Annotated in this window: 19 protein-coding genes; 15 read left to right on the top strand and 4 right to left on the bottom strand. The window is 68.1% G+C overall.

Annotated features, from left to right (window positions below):
- Positions 1 to 83: 83 nt before the first annotated feature.
- The gene (locus NQ038_RS11290; RefSeq protein ID WP_257048307.1) at positions 84 to 722 is read right to left on the bottom strand and encodes a TrkA family potassium uptake protein; all 639 of its coding nucleotides are present in this window, start codon (positions 720 to 722) and stop codon (positions 84 to 86) included.
- Between the two features lie 94 nt (positions 723 to 816).
- Complete coding sequence (locus tag NQ038_RS11285; RefSeq protein ID WP_257062598.1) at positions 817 to 2,325, bottom strand: potassium transporter TrkG; 1,509 nt, start codon at positions 2,323 to 2,325, stop codon at positions 817 to 819.
- 139 nt (positions 2,326 to 2,464) lie between these two features.
- Between NQ038_RS11285 and NQ038_RS11280 the strand changes: the two genes are divergently transcribed.
- The 14 genes from NQ038_RS11280 to NQ038_RS11215 all read left to right on the top strand — a co-directional run bounded on the left by NQ038_RS11280 (position 2,465) and on the right by NQ038_RS11215 (position 17,625).
- Positions 2,465 to 3,682 carry an acetoin utilization protein AcuC gene (locus NQ038_RS11280; RefSeq protein ID WP_257048240.1) on the top strand — a complete coding sequence of 406 codons (1,218 nt, stop codon included), beginning with the start codon at positions 2,465 to 2,467 and terminating at the stop codon, positions 3,680 to 3,682.
- Between the two features lie 232 nt (positions 3,683 to 3,914).
- Positions 3,915 to 4,013: a 30S ribosomal protein bS22 gene (locus NQ038_RS11275; protein ID WP_003792170.1), complete on the top strand. Its 99-nt coding sequence runs from the start codon at positions 3,915 to 3,917 to the stop codon at positions 4,011 to 4,013.
- 198 nt (positions 4,014 to 4,211) lie between these two features.
- Complete coding sequence (locus tag NQ038_RS11270) at positions 4,212 to 4,463, top strand: glutaredoxin family protein (RefSeq protein ID WP_257062597.1); 252 nt, start codon at positions 4,212 to 4,214, stop codon at positions 4,461 to 4,463.
- 91 nt (positions 4,464 to 4,554) lie between these two features.
- Positions 4,555 to 7,011, top strand: a complete 2,457-nt coding sequence (gene hemC / locus NQ038_RS11265) for a hydroxymethylbilane synthase (protein WP_257062596.1) — start codon at positions 4,555 to 4,557, stop codon at positions 7,009 to 7,011.
- Positions 7,008 to 8,741, top strand: a complete 1,734-nt coding sequence (locus NQ038_RS11260) for a bifunctional uroporphyrinogen-III C-methyltransferase/uroporphyrinogen-III synthase (RefSeq protein ID WP_257062595.1) — start codon at positions 7,008 to 7,010, stop codon at positions 8,739 to 8,741. The genes hemC and NQ038_RS11260 overlap by 4 nt, the downstream gene beginning before the upstream one ends.
- On the top strand, positions 8,738 to 9,739 hold the full coding sequence (gene hemB / locus NQ038_RS11255) for a porphobilinogen synthase (protein WP_257062594.1): 1,002 nt from the start codon (positions 8,738 to 8,740) through the stop codon (positions 9,737 to 9,739). The genes NQ038_RS11260 and hemB overlap by 4 nt, the downstream gene beginning before the upstream one ends.
- Positions 9,732 to 10,247, top strand: coding sequence for a MarR family winged helix-turn-helix transcriptional regulator (locus tag NQ038_RS11250; protein ID WP_257048248.1), 516 nt, complete (start codon positions 9,732 to 9,734; stop codon positions 10,245 to 10,247). Before hemB ends, NQ038_RS11250 begins: the two co-directional genes overlap by 8 nt.
- Positions 10,244 to 11,614 (top strand): glutamate-1-semialdehyde 2,1-aminomutase, encoded by a 1,371-nt coding sequence (gene hemL, locus NQ038_RS11245; RefSeq protein ID WP_257062593.1) that lies wholly within the window; start codon positions 10,244 to 10,246, stop codon positions 11,612 to 11,614. Before NQ038_RS11250 ends, hemL begins: the two co-directional genes overlap by 4 nt.
- Complete coding sequence (locus tag NQ038_RS11240) at positions 11,611 to 12,273, top strand: histidine phosphatase family protein (protein WP_257048251.1); 663 nt, start codon at positions 11,611 to 11,613, stop codon at positions 12,271 to 12,273. The genes hemL and NQ038_RS11240 overlap by 4 nt, the downstream gene beginning before the upstream one ends.
- Positions 12,270 to 12,869, top strand: coding sequence for a TlpA disulfide reductase family protein (locus tag NQ038_RS11235; protein WP_257048252.1), 600 nt, complete (start codon positions 12,270 to 12,272; stop codon positions 12,867 to 12,869). Before NQ038_RS11240 ends, NQ038_RS11235 begins: the two co-directional genes overlap by 4 nt.
- Positions 12,870 to 12,899: 30 nt before the next feature.
- Positions 12,900 to 13,628 carry a cytochrome c biogenesis CcdA family protein gene (locus tag NQ038_RS11230; RefSeq protein WP_257048309.1) on the top strand — a complete coding sequence of 243 codons (729 nt, stop codon included), beginning with the start codon at positions 12,900 to 12,902 and terminating at the stop codon, positions 13,626 to 13,628.
- Positions 13,628 to 15,352 carry a cytochrome c biogenesis protein ResB gene (locus tag NQ038_RS11225; RefSeq protein WP_257062592.1) on the top strand — a complete coding sequence of 575 codons (1,725 nt, stop codon included), beginning with the start codon at positions 13,628 to 13,630 and terminating at the stop codon, positions 15,350 to 15,352. Before NQ038_RS11230 ends, NQ038_RS11225 begins: the two co-directional genes overlap by 1 nt.
- A 25-nt stretch (positions 15,353 to 15,377) precedes the next feature.
- Entirely contained in the window at positions 15,378 to 16,667 is a 1,290-nt protein-coding gene (ccsB, locus tag NQ038_RS11220) for a c-type cytochrome biogenesis protein CcsB (RefSeq protein WP_257048255.1), read from the top strand.
- A 127-nt stretch (positions 16,668 to 16,794) separates the two neighbouring features.
- The gene (locus NQ038_RS11215; RefSeq protein WP_257048257.1) at positions 16,795 to 17,625 is read left to right on the top strand and encodes an enoyl-CoA hydratase-related protein; all 831 of its coding nucleotides are present in this window, start codon (positions 16,795 to 16,797) and stop codon (positions 17,623 to 17,625) included.
- A gap of 111 nt (positions 17,626 to 17,736) precedes the next feature.
- On the opposite strand, the gene NQ038_RS11210 is transcribed toward NQ038_RS11215, so the two are convergent.
- Positions 17,737 to 18,111, bottom strand: a complete 375-nt coding sequence (locus NQ038_RS11210; RefSeq protein WP_257048258.1) for a PLD nuclease N-terminal domain-containing protein — start codon at positions 18,109 to 18,111, stop codon at positions 17,737 to 17,739.
- A 32-nt stretch (positions 18,112 to 18,143) separates the two neighbouring features.
- Here NQ038_RS11210 and NQ038_RS11205 point away from each other — a divergent pair, with 32 nt between their 5' ends.
- On the top strand, positions 18,144 to 18,443 hold the full coding sequence (locus NQ038_RS11205) for a DUF4229 domain-containing protein (RefSeq protein WP_257048259.1): 300 nt from the start codon (positions 18,144 to 18,146) through the stop codon (positions 18,441 to 18,443).
- Positions 18,444 to 18,466: 23 nt separating this feature from the next.
- Here NQ038_RS11205 and NQ038_RS11200 read toward each other — a convergent pair whose 3' ends face one another.
- The gene (locus tag NQ038_RS11200; RefSeq protein WP_257048261.1) at positions 18,467 to 19,402 is read right to left on the bottom strand and encodes a 1,4-dihydroxy-2-naphthoate polyprenyltransferase; all 936 of its coding nucleotides are present in this window, start codon (positions 19,400 to 19,402) and stop codon (positions 18,467 to 18,469) included.
- Positions 19,403 to 19,493: the final 91 nt, after the last annotated feature.

Below are 19,493 nucleotides of genomic sequence, written 5' to 3'. Positions count from 1 at the left end.
GGGGGAGTGACGGGCCACAACCCCGGACTGTGACGGGCCACAACCCCGGACCGTGGGGGCCGCAGCCCCACGGGGAAGTACGCCTAGGGTCGGCCGGCGAAGCGCCCCAACAGTTCGACGTGGCCCGCGACGATGAGCACATCCTGCTTGCCCACGCGCGATTCGGGCTCTGCATAGGTGAAGTCGCGCCCGGGGCTCTTGATGCCCACCACGGTCACGCCGTAGGTCGAGCGGATCTTCGATTCGGCCAGCGTGAAGCCCTGGATCTCCTTGGGCGGGCGCATCTTGACGACCGCGAAGTGCCCGTCGTCGAACTCGATGTAGTCCAGCATCCGACTCGACACCAGGTGCGCGACCCTGGCCCCGGCCTCGGACTCGGGGAACAGCACGTGTTCGGCTCCGATGCGCCGCAGGATCTTCCCGTGCGAGGCCGAAATCGCCTTGGCCCACACCTGGTCCACGCCCAGATCGACCAGGTTCGCCGTGGTCAGCACGCTGGCCTCGATCGATGTCCCGATGCCCACAACTGCGGATGAGAACTCCTGCGCGCCGATCTGGCGCAGCGCGTCGATATTCGTCGAATCCGCCTCGACCACGTGGGTCAGCCGGCCCGACCAGTCCTGCACCAGGTTCGGATTGCGCTCGACGGCCATCACCTCGTAGCCCAGCCGGATCAGCTGTTCGGCCGTCGCGGCACCGAACCGGCCCAGCCCGACGACCAGGACCGAGGACGCGGTCGCCTTGGGCTCCCGCTTGAAGGCGCCGAAGGGGAACGGCGCGCGGGCCCGGCCGTGCTCCGGCGCGCCGGTGGACCTGTTAGCCAATGATGGGCCTTTCCTCTGGGTAGCGGAACATGCGCTGGGTGTCCCGGACGGACATCGCTGCCGCCAGGGTTATCGTACCCAGCCGCCCCACCAGCATCAGCACGGAAAGGACGTAGAGCCCGGCGGGCGGGCTGGCGGCGGTCACCCCGGTCGACAGGCCGCAGGTGCCGAAGGCGGAGATCACCTCGAACAGCACCTGGTCCAACTGCTGCCCGGTGACCTGTAGCAGGGCCAGTGTCCCGCCGATGACGATCACGAAGCCGGCCAGGGTCACGCTGATCGCCAGGCGAATCGCAGCCCTGTCGATCCGCCGCCGGAAGGCCACGACATCGCCCAGGCCCCTGGCCTCGGACCAAGCGGCCAGCAGCAGTACGGCCAGGGTTGTGACCTTGATGCCGCCGGCGGTCGACGAGGATCCGCCGCCGATGAACATGAGCACGTCGAGGATCAGATGCGAGGAAGGGTTCATCGCGTTGACGTCGAAGGTGGAGAAGCCCCCGGAGCGCGGCATCACGGACATGAACAGGGTCTCCATGAACGTCTGGCCCACGCCCTTGTGGCCCAGGGTCTGCGAATTGGAGTACTCGAACAGGTAGAGGAAGGCCACCCCGAAGACCACCAGCAGACCGGAAGTGGCCAGGGTCAGCTTGGTGTGCAGGTCCCAGGACCGCGGGCGGCGCCACCAGACGGCCATGATGAGCACAACGGGGAAGCCCAAGGAGCCGACGAACACGGAGGCCATGATGACGCTGAGGATCCAGGGGTCGTCCGCGAAGTACTCCATTCCGCCGCGGTGGACGGTGAAGCCCGCGTTGTTGAACGACGAGATCGAATAGAACAGGGCATGTAGCACGGACATCCCGAAGGAGTCCCCGCGGATCAGGAAGCGGGGGAACAACAACAGGAAGACCACGGCCTCGGCGGAGATGATCGTGGTGACCACGGTGCGCAGCAGGGTGCCGACCTGGCCCAGCTGCAGGGTGTTCGTCGCCTGCGCGGCGATCAGCCGCTGGCGCAGGCCCAGCCGTTTGGACACCGCCATGCCCAGCACGCTGGCCAGGGTCAGGATGCCCAGGCCGCCCACCTGGATGGCCGCGGTGATGACACCCAGGCCGAAGGGCGACCAGTAGTCCTCTGTGACCACGGGGGACAGGCCGGTGACGCACACGGCCGAGACCGCCACGAAGATGCTGCGGGCCAGATAGTGGCCCAGGTCCGGGTCCCAACCCGCGGTCCGTCCGGCGGTGTCGCCCAGAGCGCTGCCGTCCCCGGTGCCGGCGTCCAGTGCGGGCCCCTGATGGGAGATCGGCAGGCACAGCAGCACGGCGAAGACGACTACGACGGCCAGGAAGGAGAAGATCGCCAGGCGCGCCGGCGAACCGCTGGCCAGCCGGTCGACGAGGTCCCTGAGCCTGCCGGCCGCTCCGGCGCCTCGGGCACGTGGGCCCTGGGGCCCCGGCTGCCGGTGCTGGCCCTGTTCGGGCGGCGGTTGGACGTTCACACGGACATCGTAGTCGGCATCGGGGCGGCGGGCCCGGCCGACGATCCCGGGGCGCCCGGTTCCCGGCCCGGACGTCTGCCGAGTGTCCGGATCGTGGCCTGTGCGTGATCCGCGTCATCAGGCGGTTAGAGTATGAACCATGAGCAAACGCCAGACCGACGTCCTGGTCATCTGGGACGAGGTGTTCACCGAATACAACTTCGGCACAGGTCACCCGATGCATCCCCTGCGCCTGGACCTGACGGCGAAGTTGGCCCAGGACTTCGGGCTCTTCGACAGCGCGCGCATCCACATCAGATCGGTGCCCGAGGTCGACGAGGCCGAACTGTCCAGACTGCACAGTCCCGAGTTCATCGCCGCGGTCAACGACGCCGGGCGGATGTCCGAACACGGGTCCGACATCCCAGATGAGGTGCAGCAGGCATTCGGCATCGGGACCGAGGACGTGCCGGCCTTCGGGCAGATCCACGAGGCATCCGGGCGGATCTTCCAGGGCGGCATCGAGGCCGCCAGGGCGATCACCTCCGGCGGGTACGAACGCGCCGTGAACTTCTGCGGGGGCATGCACCACGCGATGCCGGGCAAGGCCGGGGGATTCTGTGTCTACAACGACGTGGCGGCCTCGATCCAGCAGTTCCTGGACGCGGGATACGAACGCATCGCCTATATCGACCTGGACGCCCACCACGGCGACGGCACGGAGAACTTCTTCTGGGACGATCCGCGGGTGCTGACCGTCTCGCTGCACGAGAACGGCCGGTTCCTCTATCCCGGTACCGGCTTCGCCAATGACATCGGCGGGCTCAAGGCGGCAGCCAGTGCGGTCAACGTCGCGCTGCCCCCGCGCACCGCGGACGCCGATTGGCTGCGCTCCTTCGATGCGGTGGTCCCCGCCGTACTGCGCGAGTTCGATCCGCAGATCATCGTGTCCCAGCACGGCTGCGACGGCCACGACGTGGATCCGCTGACTCACCTGCGATTGTCGGTCGACGCCATGCGGGTTGCCGCCATGTGGATCCGGGATCTGGCCGATGACCTGTGCGAGGGCCGCTGGCTGGCCACCGGCGGCGGCGGATACGCCATCGCCGAGGTCGTGCCGAGGGCGTGGACCAATCTGGTGGCGATCGCGGCCGGGTTGGATCTGGACCCGCTGACCCCGACCCCGGAACGGTGGCGCAACTATGTGGCGAACATGACGGGCAGGGACCGCGCCCCACTGGCCATGACCGACGGCCACGACGGGCAGTTCCAGCCCTGGGCCACCGGCTACGATCCGGAGTCGGATCTGGACCGCACGGTGATGAGCACGCGCAAGAACATCTTCCCGTTCTACGGTCTGGACGCCTACTACGACTGATTCACGTGAGTTCGCCGAGCCGTCACAGATGTGCGCTGTGCGCCGGTCCAGCCGCACGTTTATGACGGATCGGCGGGTGGGGTGAGGTAACGAACAGCCGGAATTTCTGTGAAGTTTGGGTTTCGTGGGGACTGGGCGATAGAATTGGGTGTTACGTTCTATCGTCGGCTCCACTAGGGGACGCGCGATCCGGGCGTTCTTCGTCATTAGTGTCTTAAGCAAAGGACTTACTGTGGGTTCAGTCATCAAGAAGCGCCGCAAGCGTATGGCCAAGAAGAAGCACCGCAAGCTGCTTCGCAAGACGCGTCATCAGCGCCGCAACAAGAAGTAAGACGTTCTTGGTGGCTCCCGGACCCCGGTTCGGGAGATGATCCATACTCCCGCCCGATCGGCGGCAGGGGATCCGCAGAACCGTCCCAGAGTCGGTCCGTGTTCGCGACAGGCGCTCCCGCATTCGCCGGGAGCGCCTGTACCTGCGCTACGGACCCTGTGCCCGCCCGGGCTCATCAGCAATGAGGAATCCGCGAACATGAGTGTCGCACTGACCTTTCTGACCCGCGCCGACTGCCATCTGTGCGATGCCGCGCGCCGGGTCGTGCTGGCCGGAATCGCCGGTCGCGATGTGGACCTCACGGAAGTCGACATCGACTCCGATGATGACCTGCGGGCCAAATACGACTGGGATGTTCCCGTCGTTCTGATCAACGGACGCCAGCACAGTTTCCACCGTGTCGATCCGGACCGTCTTGCCCGCGCGCTCGACCGTGCGGAGTCCGCATGAAATTCCTTGAACACCCACGCGAAGTCCCCACCGGGGCCCGTGGGTGTTCGTCTCTTGAAGGGGGCACACATTGACTCTCCTCGTAATAGGCGTGAACCATCGGACCGCGCCGATGTCGGTCCTGGAGGCGTTCTCGCTCGGTGGTGGGGAAGTCACTGATCTGCGCACGCGGGCACTGGCCGGTGAGTACGTAGCCGGTGTCAACGTGCTCTCCACCTGTAACCGACTGGAGGTCCTGGCCGACGTCACGGCCTTCCACGGTGGTCTGGCCGATATCGGCACCGCCCTGGTCGCGGTGACCGGGTTGGACTGGCAGGAGCTGTCGCAGCACCTCTACGCGCACTTCGGGGAGAAGGCGGAGGAACACCTCTTCACACTGGCCGCCGGACTGGACTCCATGGCCCTGGGGGAATCCCAGATCCTGGGTCAGCTGCGCGACTCGGCACGCGCCTCTCGGCAGGCGAAGACCCTGACCCCCGATATGATCCACATCCTGGACAAGGCGCTGGAGGTCGGCAAACGGGCCCATTCGGAGACCGCCCTGGACTCCGTGGCCCAATCCCTGCTGGAATCGGCCCTGGTCGCCGGTGTTGCTCACATCGGGCCGCTGACCAGGGCGAACGCTCTGGTGATCGGCGCCGGCGCCATGTCGGGTCTGGCCGTCACGACCCTGCACCGGCACTCCATCAAGTCCATCACCGTGTTGGGCCGGACCCTGGAGAAGGCCGAACGCCTGGTCGCTCCGCTGGGCGGACGCGCGGTCCAGTGGACGGACGAAGCCCTGGTGCGCGAACTTGCCGCCGCCGACCTCATCGTGTCCGTCACCGGAGCGCGCGGCACCGTGGTGGACAAGGACACCGCGATCGAGGCCCTGCAGCGTGACGAGGTGGGTTCGAAGAACAAGTTCTTCATCGACCTGGCCCTGCCGCACGACATCGCCCATGACGTCGCCGAACTGCCCCATGTGCGCGTGATGGGACTGAGTGAGTTGTCCCGCCAGTTCGCGGACACCTCCTCCCAGGAGACATCGTCGGTGGTCGCCGTGATCGGCGAGGTCAAGGAGATCATCCAGGCCGCGCTGGACGAGGAGGCCGTCCACCGGGTGGCGAAGAAGGTCAGCCCCACGGTCTCCGCCCTGCGCGAGCAGGCCCAGGAGATCGTCGACGGCGAATACGACAGGCTCGCGCGCAAGCTCGGTGGCGATGTGCCGCAGTCCCAGCTGGCCGAGATCCGCCGGACACTCCAGCGGATCGCCGAGAAGATCATCCACACGCCCACCGTGCGGGTCAAGGAGTTGTCCGCCGAGGACGAATCCGTCGACTACGCGGCAGCCCTGACGAACCTGTTCGACCTGTCGAAGACCCCGGCGGACAAGCAGGGCGAACTCGACCGGAACCGGGTGGACTTCTCCGCAGAGGGCATGCCCAAGCGCACCGCCAGCGCCAACCACTATGTGCCGGCCGACGGCCTGCGCCCGGTGGCCGACCACACCCTCGATGTGGTCGAACCCGAATTCTTCACCGGCCGGACCATGCGCCTGGGCACCCGCCGGTCCCGCCTGGCGCGCTCCCAGTCCACGGCCGTGGCCCAGCAGCTGGCCGCCCTGACCGGCTGGCGGATCGAGATCGTCGAGGTCGTCACCGAGGGCGACGTCAATATGACCCCGCTGGCCAAACTGGGCGGCTCGGGCGTGTTCGTCTCCGCGGTCCGCCGTGCCCTGCTCACCGGCAAGGTCGACATGGTCGTCCACTCGCTCAAGGACCTGCCAACCGCTCCGGCCGCGGGTATCGACCTGGCTGCGGTGCCCCCGCGCGTGGATCCATCCGACGTGCTCATCACGCGCGACGGGCTGACACTGGACGAACTGCCGGCCGGCGCCGTGGTGGGCACCGGTTCGCCCCGCCGCGCCGCCCAGCTGCGCGCGGCCCGTCCCGACCTGGACGTGCGCGGGGTGCGCGGCAATGTCGACACCCGCATCAAGCACGTGACCGAGGGCCGACTGGACGGCGTGGTCATCGCCGCCGCCGGCGTCCGGCGCCTGGGCCGCCTGGCCGAGGTGACCGACACCCTGGACACCTCCGTGATGCTGCCGGCGGCCGGGCAGGGCGCGCTGGCGATCGAATGCCGTTCCGAGGACGCGGACCTAAGCGACACGGACGCGGAGATCCGCGCCGCTCTGAACACCATCAACGATCCGTCAACGGCCCTGCGGGTGGCCGCCGAACGCGCGGTGCTCAGCCGCTCGGAGGCCGGCTGCTCCGCCCCGATCGGGGCGCTGGCGACCATCGAGGGCTCGACCCTGCGGCTGGCCTCGGTGATGGCCGGGGTCGACGGGCACCTGCAGCGGGTCTCGCACCTGACGGCCCTGCCCGCCGGCGCGGACGGCGCCCCTGAACTGTCGAGTTCCGCGGCGCTCCATGCGGCCCTGCGGATCGGCTACGATTCCGCGGACGAACTTTTGCACATCCTGGGCGAGGTCCCGGATACCCTTGCCGGATCCAACGCCCCGACGGAGAACCTGCCTGGCATGGTCGGAGGACGCTCATGAATCTAGAACAGTCCCTGTCCCAGCAGAGCCTGGGTCACAAGCCCAGCGCGCACAAGGCGCATCTGAACGCCAAGCTGCCCGCCGTGTACTTCCTGGGCGCGGGCCCCGGAGATCCGCAGCTGCTGACGATCCGCGGCGCCGAACTGCTGGGTGCTGCCTCCGCCGTGGTCTACGACGCACCGGCCCACGACGACATCCTGTCCACCTTCGTCGCGGCCGGGGTCGAACGCATTGACGCCGCGACCCTGGGACAGGCGGCCAGCACGCGCGGGCGCCGTCTGGCGGAACTGGCGCTGGACCACGGACTGGTGGTGCGCATCGTGTCCGACGACGGCGTGCTCTTCGCCTCCACCGCGGACGAGGCCTCGGCCGTCAACCGCAACAAGGTCCCGTTGGAGATCGTGCCGGGCGTCGGAGTGGTCGCCTCGCTGGGCGCTTTCACCGGCACGGAGATCACCGGCAACCGGGTCCGCTCCCTGCGCCTGATCGAGGCGGGGGAGATGACCCATTCGGACGCCTCGAAGCACCGCAACACCGCCAATGTGCTCACCGGATCCGCCGTCGACCTGCTGGCGGGGCTGAAGTCCCTGGCCGCCGACGGCTGGGACCCGGAACTGCCGGTGCTGCTGACCTCGGGCCTGTCGACCATCCACCAGTCGACCAATGAGTTCACGCTGACCACGGCGATCGCGCACCTGTCCGCCCCGGCGGACACCACCGCGCTGGGCCTGCCCGCGTCCTCCGGCGCCGCGGATTCCGCGGCAGCCGCCACCGCGGACCCGGCACCCGCTGCGCCGACCTGTGGTCTGCTGCAGGCCGTACTGGGCCAGGGTGCGGGCGTCCGCCGTGACCTGGCGTGGTTCGAGACCCGCCCGCTGTTCGGCTGGCAGGTGCTGATCCCGCGCACCAAGGAACAGGGGTCCTCGACCGCGGATCTGCTGGGCGAGTACGGTGCCGAGGGCACCGTCGTGCCGACCATCGCGATCGCCCCGCCGCGCAGCCCCAAGCACATGGAGCGCGCCATGCACGCCCTGGTCGACGGCGACTACCAGTGGATCGGCTTCACCAGCGTCAACGCGGTGCGCGCAGTGAAGATGTGGCTCGACGACCTGGGCCTGGACACCCGTGCCCTGGCCGGTGTGCGGGTCGCCGCAGTGGGCGGGCCCACCGCCGAGGCCCTGGCCACCTGGGGGATCGAGGCGGACCTGGTGCCCAGCGGCGAGCACTCGGCCCGCGGCCTGGTGGCCGACTGGCCCGAGTTCGACAAGGACGACCATGCCTTCAACCGGGTGCTGCTGCCGCGCGCCGACATCGCGACCGAGGTGCTGGTCGCGGGACTGACGGAGCTGGGCTGGGACGTCGACGACGTCACCGCCTACCGGACCGTGCGCGCCGCGCCCCCCGCCGCCCCGGTGCGCGAGGCGATCAAGCGCGGGGACTTCGACGCGGTGCTGTTCACCTCGTCCTCGACGGTGCGCAATCTGCTGGGCATCGCCGGCAAGCCCCCGGCCACCACGGTGGTCGCCTGCATCGGGCAGGCCACCGCACAGACCGCGATGGATCAGGGCCTGCGGGTCGACGTCATCGCCGGCGAGGCGAACCTGGACCGGCTGGTGGCCGATCTGGCCGAGTTCGCCCGGACCCAACGCGATGAGCAGGTGACGGCGGGACAGGTGCCTGTGCGGCCCTCGCAGACCCGGCGTCGGAACAAGAAGAGAAGTGTGAAATGAGCGAATTCGAATTGGCACCCGGCTCGGTCCGTCCGCGCCGCCTGCGGCAGTCCGCGGCGGTGCGCCGGCTGGTCAGGGAGAATCGTCTGCATCCGTCCGATCTGATCGAGGTGCTGTTCGTCCGCGAGGACCTCAGCGCCCCGCGCGAACTCGAATCCATGCCAGGGGTCTTCCAGCACACGCTGGAATCCCTGGTCGAGGCGGCGCGGGATGCCGCCGACGCGGGCGTGGGCGGGGTGATGCTCTTCGGCATCCCCACCCACCGCGACGCCACCGGCAGCCAGGCCGATGACCCCGAGGGCATCCTGAACCGGGGCCTGCGCGCGGTCAGCGAGGCCGTGGGCGACCGCACGGTGGTGATGGCCGATCTGTGCCTCGACGAGTTCACCGACCACGGTCACTGCGGGGTGCTGGCCGCCGACGGCAGCGTGGACAACGACGCGACCCTGGACCGCTACGCTGCGATGGCGATCGCCCAGGCCAGGGCCGGCGCGACGGTGCTGGGCCTGTCTGGCATGATGGACGGCCAGGTGGGCGCCGTGCGCGTGGCCCTGGACGAGGCCGGCCTGTCGGAGACGATCGTGATGGGCTACACGGCCAAGTACGCCTCGGCCTTCTACGGCCCGTTCCGCGAGGCCGTGGACTCCCAGCTCACCGGCGACCGCAAGACCTATCAGCAGGACCCTGCCAATGGCCGCGAGGCCCTGCTGGAGCTGGACCTGGACCTGGCCGAGGGCGCCGACATCGTCATGGTCAAGCCGGGTCTGCCCTACCTGGACGTGCTCTCCGAGGTCGCTGCGGCCAGCCCCGTGCCGGTCTGGAGCTATCAGATCTCCGGCGAGTACGCGATGATCGAATTCGCGGCCCGGGCCGGTGCGATCGATCGCGATAAGGCGGTCTGGGAATCGCTCATGGCCTTCAAGCGCGCAGGCGCCGACGCCGTCCTGACCTACTATGCGACCGAATTCGCTCGCAGACTCCGTGATGGCGATGACTGAGCGGACCGGGTCCTCCGCTGCGGCCGAGTCCGCAACCGGGTCCCAGCCACGCTGGCTCGACGACTGCGAACAGCTGGCCTGGCGCGAACTCTGGAATGCCTACGGTCTGCTCGACGCGCAGCTCGACCGCGATCTGCGCACCGACTGCGGGCTCTCGCTGAGCGAGTACGGCCTGCTGGTCCGGCTGTCCGAACAGTCCGACTGGAAGATCCGGATGGCCGCCCTGGCCGACCTCAGCGGGATCTCCCGCTCACGGCTGACCCATTTGGTGTCGCGGATGGAGAAGCGCGGACTGCTGGAACGCTGTTCGGCCTCCGAGGACGGCCGCGGCATCATCTGCGTGATGACCCAGGAGGGGTATCGGCAGCTGGTCGCCGCCGCACCGCGCCATGTGGAAAGCGTGCGGGACAATCTGATCGACCTACTGGACCACGACGAACTGACGACCCTGGCCTCGGCGTTCGCCAAGGTCAACGCACATCTGCACCAGCAGGAGGGAAACGGATGAGCACCACCGCCCGATCGCAGGACCTCTTCGCCCGCGCCCAACGGGTCACCCCGGGCGGAGTCAACTCGCCGGTGCGCGCCTTCCAGGCCGTCGGCGGCACCCCGCGCTTCATCCACAGCGCCAAGGGCGCCATCTTGACCGATGTCGACGGCAACGAGTACGTCGACATGATCGGCTCCTGGGGCCCGATGATCCTGGGCCACGCCCATCCACAGGTGCTCGATGCGGTGCAGCGGGCAGCAGCCCGCGGCTTCTCCTTCGGCACTCCCGGTGAGAACGAGGTCGTGCTGGCCGAAGAGATCGTGGCCCGGGTGGCGCCCGTCGAGCAGGTGCGCCTGGTCAATTCCGGCACCGAGGCGACGATGAGCGCCATCCGCCTGGCCCGCGGCTTTACCGGCAGGTCGAAGATCGTGAAGTTCGCCGGCTGCTATCACGGCCACGTGGACGCGCTGCTGGCCGCGGCGGGTTCGGGGCTCGCGACCTTCGCCCTGCCCGACAGCCCCGGGGTGACCGGCGCGGAATCCGGCGACACGATCGTGGTCGACTACAACGACCAGGACGCCTTGCGCGCGGTCTTCGCCGAACACGGCCCGCAGATCGCAGCTGTCATCACCGAGGCCTGCCCCGGCAATATGGGCATCGTCCCGCCCCTGGACGGCTTCACCCAGCTGATCCGCCGGCTGACCAGGGAGGCAGGCGCCCTGATGATCTCCGACGAGGTGATGACCGGCTTCCGGGTCTCTGACACCGGCTGGTACGGCTACGAATCGGCCCGCGACGGCTACCCGGACGGACCCGCCGATCTGTTCACCTTCGGCAAGGTGATGGGCGGGGGCTTCCCGGCAGCCGCCTTCGGGGGACGCGCCGATGTGATGGGCCACCTGGCACCCGCGGGTCCCGTCTACCAGGCGGGCACGCTGTCGGGCAATCCGGTGGCCACCGCCGCCGGTATCGAGACCCTGCGCCTGACGAGGGAAACGGATGTCTACACGCATCTGGAAGCGGCCGCCGACCGGCTGCGCCCGGAGATCTCCGCGGCACTGTCGGCTGCGGGCGTGGCGCATACGATCCAGTCGGCCGGTTCCATGTTCTCCGTCTTCTTCACCCGCGGCACGGATGGCCGGGTGCGCAACTATGAGGATGCGCGCGGCCAGGACAGTGCCGCCTACTCCGCCTTCTTCACCTCGATGCTGGAATCGGGCGTGCACCTGCCGCCGAGCGCCTTCGAGGTGTGGTTCCTGTCCCTGGCCCACACCCCCGAGGTCCTCGACCGAGTGGTCGAGGCCCTGCCCAAGGCGGCACGGGCCGCCGCCGCGGCACAGGGTTCCGCGGCCTCGGCCACTGCTGATCGAGGAGGTCTGGCATGAGCACCGTCCGCATCCACCTGACCCGCCACGGCGAGGTCCACAATCCCGATGGCATCCTCTACGGCCGCCTGCCCGGCTACGGCCTGTCCGAGCTGGGCCACCGGATGGCCCAGCGGGTCGGCGAGCACTTCACCGGCGGGGACTTCACGGTCCGTGCCCTGGTCCGCTCGCCGCTGCTGCGCACGGCCGAGACCATCGCGCCCCTGGCCTCGGCCCTGGGGATGGAACCGCGGGAGGACCCGCGTGTGATCGAGGCGGCCAACCGCTTCGAGGGCCAGCACGCGGGTGCCGCGAACTTCCTGCAGCTGAAGAACCTGCCGCTGGTCTACAACCCGCTGCGCCCGTCCTGGGGCGAGCCCTACACCGCCCAGGTGGTGCGGATGCGCGCGGCCATGGCCACCCTGCGCCGCGAACTCGAGGCGATCGCCCGCGATGAGTCGCTGGACACCGTCGACGGGGTCATCGTGAGCCACCAGCTGCCCATCTGGGTGACCCGCCTGGCAGCACAGGGCCGCCCGCTGGTCCACGACCCGCGGCGCCGCGAATGCGCACTGGCCTCTGTCACGACCTTCACATACGAGGGTGGGAAACTGGCGGGCGTGCACTATGACGATGTGAGCGCGGATCTGCAGCCGGCGAAGAACGTGGCCGGGGCATGAAATACACGCAGCGACCGGTCACCCGCCGCGCGGCCCTGAGTATCACGCTGGGCGCGGCGCTGGTGACGCTTTCGGCCTGCAAATCGAGCAATGACGAACTGGCCCAGCAGGCCGGCTCAAATCAGGGCTACATCTCCGGCGACGGCGTCGTCACCCAGTTGGGCGAGGGCGACCGCGGCAAGCCCCTGGACCTGGAATTCACGGACCTGGCGGGCAAGAAGCACTCGCTGGCCGAATACCGGCCCAAGGCCGTCGTGATCAACCTGTGGTACGCCGCCTGCCCGCCGTGCCGCAAGGAGGCGCCCGACCTGGTCGAGGTGTCCCAGAAGTTCAAGAAGGACGTCGTGTTCCTGGGCGTGAACGTGCGCGATCAGGCGCCGGCGGCCAAGTCCTTCATCGACACCTTCAAGGTGCCGTACACCAATATGATCGACACGGACGGCGCGATGGTGTCCCTGCTCTCGAGCATCCTGCCCCCGCAGGCCACGCCCTCGACCGTGGTGCTCGACGCCCAGGGCCGGGCCGCCGCCCGCATCGTGGGCGCCTCCGAGTCCTCCACCCTGCGCGGTGTCATCGAAGACGTGCTGAAGGGCTGAGGCGTGGGCCATCAGTTCGCCGAGACGGTCATGTCCGGCCCGCTCCTGCTGGCCATCGGGGTATCCGTACTGGCGGGCCTTGTGTCCTTCATCTCACCGTGTGTGCTGCCCCTGGTGCCCGGCTACGTCGGCTATGTCACGGGCCTGACCGGCACGACGCTCAAAGAGCAGCGGACCCGCACCGTCTTGGCGGGCGTGGGCCTGTTCGTGCTGGGCTTCGCCGCGGTCTTCGTGGCCTTCGGGACGTTGTTCTCCGCGGTGGGCGCCCTGCTCACGCAGTACCTCGACATCATCACCCGGATCATGGGGATCGTGGTGATCCTGGCCGGGGTGGTGTTCATGGGCGGCTTCACCTGGTTGCAGCGCGACCGCCATCTGGGGGTGCGCCCGGCCGCCGGACTGTGGGGCGCACCGCTGCTGGGCGCGACCTTCGCCCTGGGCTGGGCCCCGTGCATCGGCCCGACCCTGGCCGCCGTGCTCACCCTGTCCACCAGCTTCGGTGGAACGGGCTCGCCCTGGCGCGGGGCCCTGCTGACGTTCTGCTACTGCCTGGGCCTGGGCATCCCGTTCCTGGTGGTGGCCTTCCTGCTGAGCAAGGGGTTGGGCCGGCTGGCCTGGTTGCGCCGCCACCAGCGGGCGATCGTGGTGGCCGGCGGCGTCATGTTGATCCTCTTGGGGATCGTATTGGTCAGTGGATTGTGGAACGCCTGGATGGCTCGGCTGCAGCTGAGCGTTGGCGGATTTGAGACGGTGATTTGATGAGTGGCGGACCAGCCGATCGCAAGGACGAACTGGCCGAGGCCGGGACGGGCTCCCAGCCGGGCGCGGAACCCGGCGCGCGTGCCGGCGGGCCCGGTGGCCCCGGCAAGAAGGCGGCGCCCGATATCGGCTTCATCGGCATGCTGCGCTGGGGATGGCGGCAGCTGACCACGATGCGCTCCGCGCTGATCCTGCTGCTCATCCTGGCCCTGGCCGCCATCCCCGGCTCCCTGTTGCCCCAGCGGATCCAGGACCCGGCGCGGGTCACGAACTACATCGACGCCAATGGCGCCTGGGGGCAGATCGCCGACAAACTGCAGCTGTTCGACGTCTATTCGAGCTTCTGGTTCTCCGCCGTCTACATTCTGCTGATGATCTCGCTGATCGGCTGTGTCATCCCGCGCACCAGCCAGCACCTCAAGGCGATGCGGGCGCGTCCGCCCAAGGCCCCGCGCCGGCTGACCCGGATGCCCGGTTATGAGTCCTTCCCGCTGGCATCCGTCGGCCGTGCGGACGAGGAGGCGGCCGCCGACGGTGCCGGCGCCCGGGAGGCCGGCGGGGACCTCGGCGCCGATGAACTGCTCGATGCGGCGGCGGCCAAGCTGAAGTCGGCGGGCTACCGGATCGACCGGCACGCCGACCACGTCGCGGCCGAGCGCGGCTATCTGCGCGAGACCGGCAACCTGCTGTTCCACGTGGGCATCCTGGCGGTCACCGTGACCATGGCGATCGGTTCGACCCTGGGCTATTCGGGCCAGCGGATCCTGGTCCAGGGCGAGACCTTCACGAACTCACTGGTGTCCTATGACTCGTTCACCCCTGGCCGCTTCTTCTCACCCGACCGGTTGCCGGACTTTCGGCTCAAACTCAACGACTTCGAATCGAGCTTCGACTCGACCAGCTCCGGACCGCAGTTCGGCCAGCCGCGCACCTTCGCCGCCGATGTCACGGAGACCCGCGACGGGGTCGAATCCCGGCATGAACTGCAGGTCAACGAGCCCATCCGGATGGACGGCTCGCGCGCCTACCTGACCGGCAACGGCTATGCGCCGAAGGTCACGGTGCGCAATAACGCGGGCGATGTCGTGTTCGCCGGCCCCGTGGTGTTCCTGCCCGCCGATGGCAACTACGCCTCGCGCGGGGTCATCAAGGTGCCCGACACCGGAGGAGCCGGTTCCGGGGTGACGACCAGCGGCAGCACGAGCGATCAGCTGGGCTTCGGCGGGGTGCTGCTGCCCACCGCGGGAGTCAACGACGACGGAGAACTCATCTCCACCTTCGCCGAGCTGCGCAATCCCGTGCTGGCCCTGAGCGTCTGGAAGGGCGATCTGGGCCTGGGCGAGGGCGTGCCGCAATCGGTCTACGAACTCGACACCGACAAGATGCAACAGGTGCGCAACTCCGAGGGCCAGCCGATGACCCTGCGGATGAGCCCGGGACAGACGGAGGACCTGCCCGATGGCATGGGTTCGATCACCTTCGACGGGATCGACAAGTTCGTCTCCCTCGATGTGCGCTACGACCCCACGCAGGGCCTGATGCTGGTGTTCGCGGTGCTGCTGTTCGCGGGCCTGGCAGGATCGATGTTCGTGCCCAGACGGCGCATGTGGGTGCGCGTCAAGGACGGCACGGTCGAGGTCGCCGCCCTGGCCCGCGGTGACGATCCGCGGGTCGAACAGGCCGCGCGGGCCCTAAGCGTAGACTTGCAGGACCGAGAAGACTAGCCGGGGACCCCGGCGGAGGATACCGATGGACGTCAATATCACCCTTGCCTCATGGTCGAATCTGCTTTTGTATTCGGCCCTGGCGGTCTATGCGCTGAGCTTCCTGTTCTACGCGTTCGACCTGTTCGGCCGGCAGCGCGTCACTGCGGCCGATGCCGCCCGTGAACAGGGGAAGAAGACCGCGGGTGCGGGCACTGCCGGCGCTGCGGGTAGGGCTGCGAATGCGGCTGGAGCGCAGAGCCGGACGACCGGTCGGAAACGATCCGTGGTCGGCAGCGGGGCCACAGCCGTGGCCGAGAAGACCGCGGAGAAAGCCTCGGTTTCACACCAGGCGACGGGTGCAGGGAAGTCCGGCGGCGGTGCGGCCGGGAAGTCCGGCGCGGCCGGAGAATCCGATGCTGCGGTAACCGGTGGGCGGCGCAAGCTCGCGGCCCTGGGCACGAACATGTTCGTCATCGGGCTGCTGCTGCACATCGCCTCGATCGTCACCCGCTGCCTATCGGTGATGCGGGTGCCGTGGGGCAATATGATGGAATACCTCATGGTCGCCACGGCGATCGCCGGCATCGTCTACCTGGTGGTCATGAAATGGCGCGATGTGCGCTACCTGGGCACCTTCGTCTCCGGGGCCATCATGATGGGCCTGGGCCTGTGCATCACGGTGTTCTACACCCCGGCTGCCCAGCTGGTCCCGGCCCTGCAGTCCTACTGGATCTACATCCACGTGCCGATCGCGATCCTGTCCACGGCGCTGCTGTCTATCTCCGCGGCCCTGGCCGTCTTCCAGATGCTCAAGGCCTTCGTGGAGACCCGTCACGCAGCGGTGGAGTCGGCCAAGAAGAAGGCCGCGAAGGCCGAGGCCAGGGCCCAGAAGGTGGCAGCGGCCGAGGGCGGGGAATCGGCTCCGGTCGCGAGCTCGCAGGCGAAGCGGGCCCAGCGCGAATCCGCCTCCGTCAAGGGCGTACCCGGCTGGCTGCGCTGGCTGGACAAGGACCGCATCCCCTCGTCGAAGTCGATCGAACAGGTCAGCTACCGGATCGCGGCCGTCGGCTTCATCACCTGGACGTTCACGCTGATCGCCGGAGCCATCTGGGCCGAGGTCGCCTGGGGCCGCTACTGGGGCTGGGACTCCAAGGAGATCTGGACCTTCGTCGTCTGGGTCGTCTACGCGGCGTATCTGCACTCGCGGGCCACCCGCGGTTGGAGCGCGAACAAGGTTGCGGTGTTGAACCTGGTGGGTTTCCTGTGCATCGTCTTCAACTTCACGATCGTCAACACCTACTTCAACGGTCTGCACTCCTACTCGGGGCTGTAACATTTCGCCGAGTGACCGGCGGGAACCAGTCGCTCGGCGAGCCCACAGGGCGCCTTGGCCGTGTGACAATCGAAGGGAGTCGATTTCCGGCGCCGGTGCCGGAACGCACGTGGAAGAGGTGGTACTCATGAGTTCGAACCCCGACCAGCCGAGTGTGGACGCCGCGCTCGAAGACGAGATGAGCGGACCGGTGACCTATGAGCGGCGCGGCCTGGCCGGCATCGTCACCCTGGCATCCACCGCGGACCGCAATGCGATCAGCCTGGCGATGATCGGCGAGGTCAAGGCCGCCGTCCAACGGGCCTACGACGACGAGGACGTCCGCTACGTCGTCCTCACCCACACCGGAAACACCTTCTGCGCGGGCGCGGACCTGCGCGAACAGAAGGGTTTCGGCGCCACTCCCGAACACCTACAGGTGCGCCGTGGACTGGAGCTGGGCGACCTGTTCTCTCTCCTGCTGGCCGGACCCAAGCCGGTGGTGGGCGCGGTCTACGGTCACGTGCGCGCCGGGGGCACAGGACTGGTCGCGGCCTGCGATGTGGTCTTCGCCGGGCCCGAGGCGAGTTTCGCCATGACCGAGGTCCGGATCGGTGCGGCTCCCACCGTCACCGTCGCGGTGCTCGAGGAGCGCCTGACCCCGCGGGCCCTGGCCGAACTGTCGATGCGGGGCAATGTCATCGATGCGGCAGAGGCCCAGCGGGTCGGGCTGATCACCCGGGTCGTCCCCGATGTGGACGAGGCGCTGGACTCCTTCGCCGCAGACCTGCAGGCGGCCGGTCCATCGGGCCTGGAGGCGGCGAAGGGCCTGGCGAACCGGAGGGTCGTGGACAATGTGGCCCGCCGGACGCCGGAACTGGCGGTGTTGTCGGCGCGTTTGTTCATGGCGGCCGAGGCCCAGGCCGGGATGCGCGCCTTCCTGCGGCACGAGCCCGCCCCCTGGGTGCCACAGGACTGAGCGCCCCTGAAAATCCGCACCCCTGAAAATCATTGGGGCGTTTGTCTCAGATTCGACCGTTCATACGGCCCAATCTGGAACAAACGCCCCAATGATTTCGGGACCTGCGATTCAGCGGTCCTCGTCGTCGCGTTTGGTCACGTCTCCGGCGTCCGCATCGGGACGCTCCTCGCGCTCATGGGCCTCGCGGCGCCTGCGCTGTTCGAGGTCGTCCTGGATCCGCCGCAGGTATTCCGGATCATCATCCGGTGCGATGGGGCCGCGGCGGCTGGGCTTTCCGGCGGAGCCGCCGGGCCCGGCCACGGTGCCCCGGCCGAAGATGTACCACATGAGCAGCCCGATCAGCGGGATGAAGAGGATGATGAAGAACCAGCCCCATTTAGGCATGATTCTGATGACTGTGCGATCTCGCATCGCGCAGTCGAACAGACTGTACAGGGTGATCGCCACCAGAATGACGACACCGGCAATTAACCCTCTAGCCACGCTCCCAGTCTAACGGACTAACATTGTGGATCATGCGTCAGTTCCTCTTGTACAATCTGGCCCGGATCGGCCTGTTCGTCCTCGTCCTGGCGGTGATGATCGGCATCTTCAAGTGGTCGCTCATCACCGGGATCGCGGCGATCCTCATCTCCACCATGCTCAGCTATCTGCTGCTGGGCCGGCTGCGCGATTCGGCGACGAATGCGATGGTCGACCGGGTCGAGGATCGGCGCAAGCGCAAGGCGGCGCAACCGGCGAAGAAGTCGGCGGACGCCCAGGCGGAAGACGCCGAGGTCGATCAGCTCGAAGAGCGCCGCACCAAAGAGGACTGAACGCCCGGTGGAGCTCGGGGCCGCTAGAGTGCCAGGCCCAGGGCCAGGAGGGCCGCCCAGAGCAGGGCTGCGATCCCGGTCTGTTTGATCGGCGGGATCAGGGCGGTCCCGGTGGACTTGCCCAGGACGATCCGCAGCGGCGGAATGGTCAGCACGACCGCCAGCACCGCCAGGAGCGCGGCCGGGTGGCCGGTGAGGATCGGCACCAACAGCAGGATGAAGGGCGCGATGACCAGGACGGCGTAGGCTATGCGCGCCCTGATATCCCCCAGCAGCGAGGCCAGCGTGGTCTTGCCCGTCAACGGATCCGTATCGATGTCGCGCAGATTGTTGACCATGAGCACGGAACAGGCGAACAGGCCCTGGCCCACCGCTCCGGCCCACGCTGTCGGGGAGAGCTGGTGGACCATCGCATAGGTGGTACCCAGTACGGCGACCAGGCCGAAGAAGATGAAGACGAACAGTTCCCCCAAGGCGATGTAGCCATAGGGGTGCTTCCCACCCGTGTAGTACCAGGCCGCCAGGACGGCCAGTACGCCCACGGGGATCAGCCACCACGATTGGGTCAACAGGGTCATGGCGACACCCGCTACACCCGCCACTCCGAAGCTTAAGAACGCGGCGCGTTTGACCCGGGGCGGGGAGACCAGCCCCGATCCGGTCAGGCGCAGCGGTCCCACTCGTTCGTCGTCGGTGCCGCGGACGCCATCGGAGTAGTCATTGGCGAAGTTCGACCCGATCTGCAGGGCCAGGGATACGAGGAGGGCCAGCAGGGGTGTGATGATGAGCTGCCAGGCGGGAACCTGGAGGATCTGCGATTTTCCGACATCGCCGATGACGATTTCGCGCAGTCCGCCGATCTGACCCAGCGCAGCGCCGGTTCCCACCAGCACCGGGGCCACCGCCAGCGGTAGGGTGCGCAGCCGAGCGCCTTCGATCCACTGGGAGAACGTCGCCATGTGCCAAGCCTTCTTTCCTAAAATGACCGTTCTATTTTATGCGGGTCGGGCGATATCGTGCCAGGTGGGACGAGGTTAACGGTGGAAGAGA

Source organism: Brevibacterium sp. 50QC2O2 (genome assembly GCF_024580675.1).
GTDB lineage: Bacteria > Actinomycetota > Actinomycetes > Actinomycetales > Brevibacteriaceae > Brevibacterium > Brevibacterium moorei.
This window is presented reverse-complemented; position numbering and strand designations above follow the sequence as displayed.

What these genes read in the sequence shown, in the direction of transcription:
- NQ038_RS11280 (WP_257048240.1), top strand. Translation starts at nt 2,465, where the DNA reads ATGAGCAAACGCCAGACCGACGTCCTGGTCATCTGGGACGAGGTGTTC.
- NQ038_RS11270 (WP_257062597.1), top strand. Translation starts at nt 4,212, where the DNA reads ATGAGTGTCGCACTGACCTTTCTGACCCGCGCCGACTGCCATCTGTGC.
- NQ038_RS11260 (WP_257062595.1), top strand. Translation starts at nt 7,008, where the DNA reads ATGAATCTAGAACAGTCCCTGTCCCAGCAGAGCCTGGGTCACAAGCCC.
- hemB (WP_257062594.1), top strand. Translation starts at nt 8,738, where the DNA reads ATGAGCGAATTCGAATTGGCACCCGGCTCGGTCCGTCCGCGCCGCCTG.
- NQ038_RS11250 (WP_257048248.1), top strand. Translation starts at nt 9,732, where the DNA reads ATGACTGAGCGGACCGGGTCCTCCGCTGCGGCCGAGTCCGCAACCGGG.
- hemL (WP_257062593.1), top strand. Translation starts at nt 10,244, where the DNA reads ATGAGCACCACCGCCCGATCGCAGGACCTCTTCGCCCGCGCCCAACGG.
- NQ038_RS11240 (WP_257048251.1), top strand. Translation starts at nt 11,611, where the DNA reads ATGAGCACCGTCCGCATCCACCTGACCCGCCACGGCGAGGTCCACAAT.
- NQ038_RS11235 (WP_257048252.1), top strand. Translation starts at nt 12,270, where the DNA reads ATGAAATACACGCAGCGACCGGTCACCCGCCGCGCGGCCCTGAGTATC.
- NQ038_RS11230 (WP_257048309.1), top strand. Translation starts at nt 12,900, where the DNA reads ATGTCCGGCCCGCTCCTGCTGGCCATCGGGGTATCCGTACTGGCGGGC.
- NQ038_RS11225 (WP_257062592.1), top strand. Translation starts at nt 13,628, where the DNA reads ATGAGTGGCGGACCAGCCGATCGCAAGGACGAACTGGCCGAGGCCGGG.
- ccsB (WP_257048255.1), top strand. Translation starts at nt 15,378, where the DNA reads ATGGACGTCAATATCACCCTTGCCTCATGGTCGAATCTGCTTTTGTAT.
- NQ038_RS11215 (WP_257048257.1), top strand. Translation starts at nt 16,795, where the DNA reads ATGAGTTCGAACCCCGACCAGCCGAGTGTGGACGCCGCGCTCGAAGAC.
- NQ038_RS11205 (WP_257048259.1), top strand. Translation starts at nt 18,144, where the DNA reads ATGCGTCAGTTCCTCTTGTACAATCTGGCCCGGATCGGCCTGTTCGTC.
- NQ038_RS11200 (WP_257048261.1), bottom strand. Translation starts at nt 19,402, where the DNA reads ATGGCGACGTTCTCCCAGTGGATCGAAGGCGCTCGGCTGCGCACCCTA.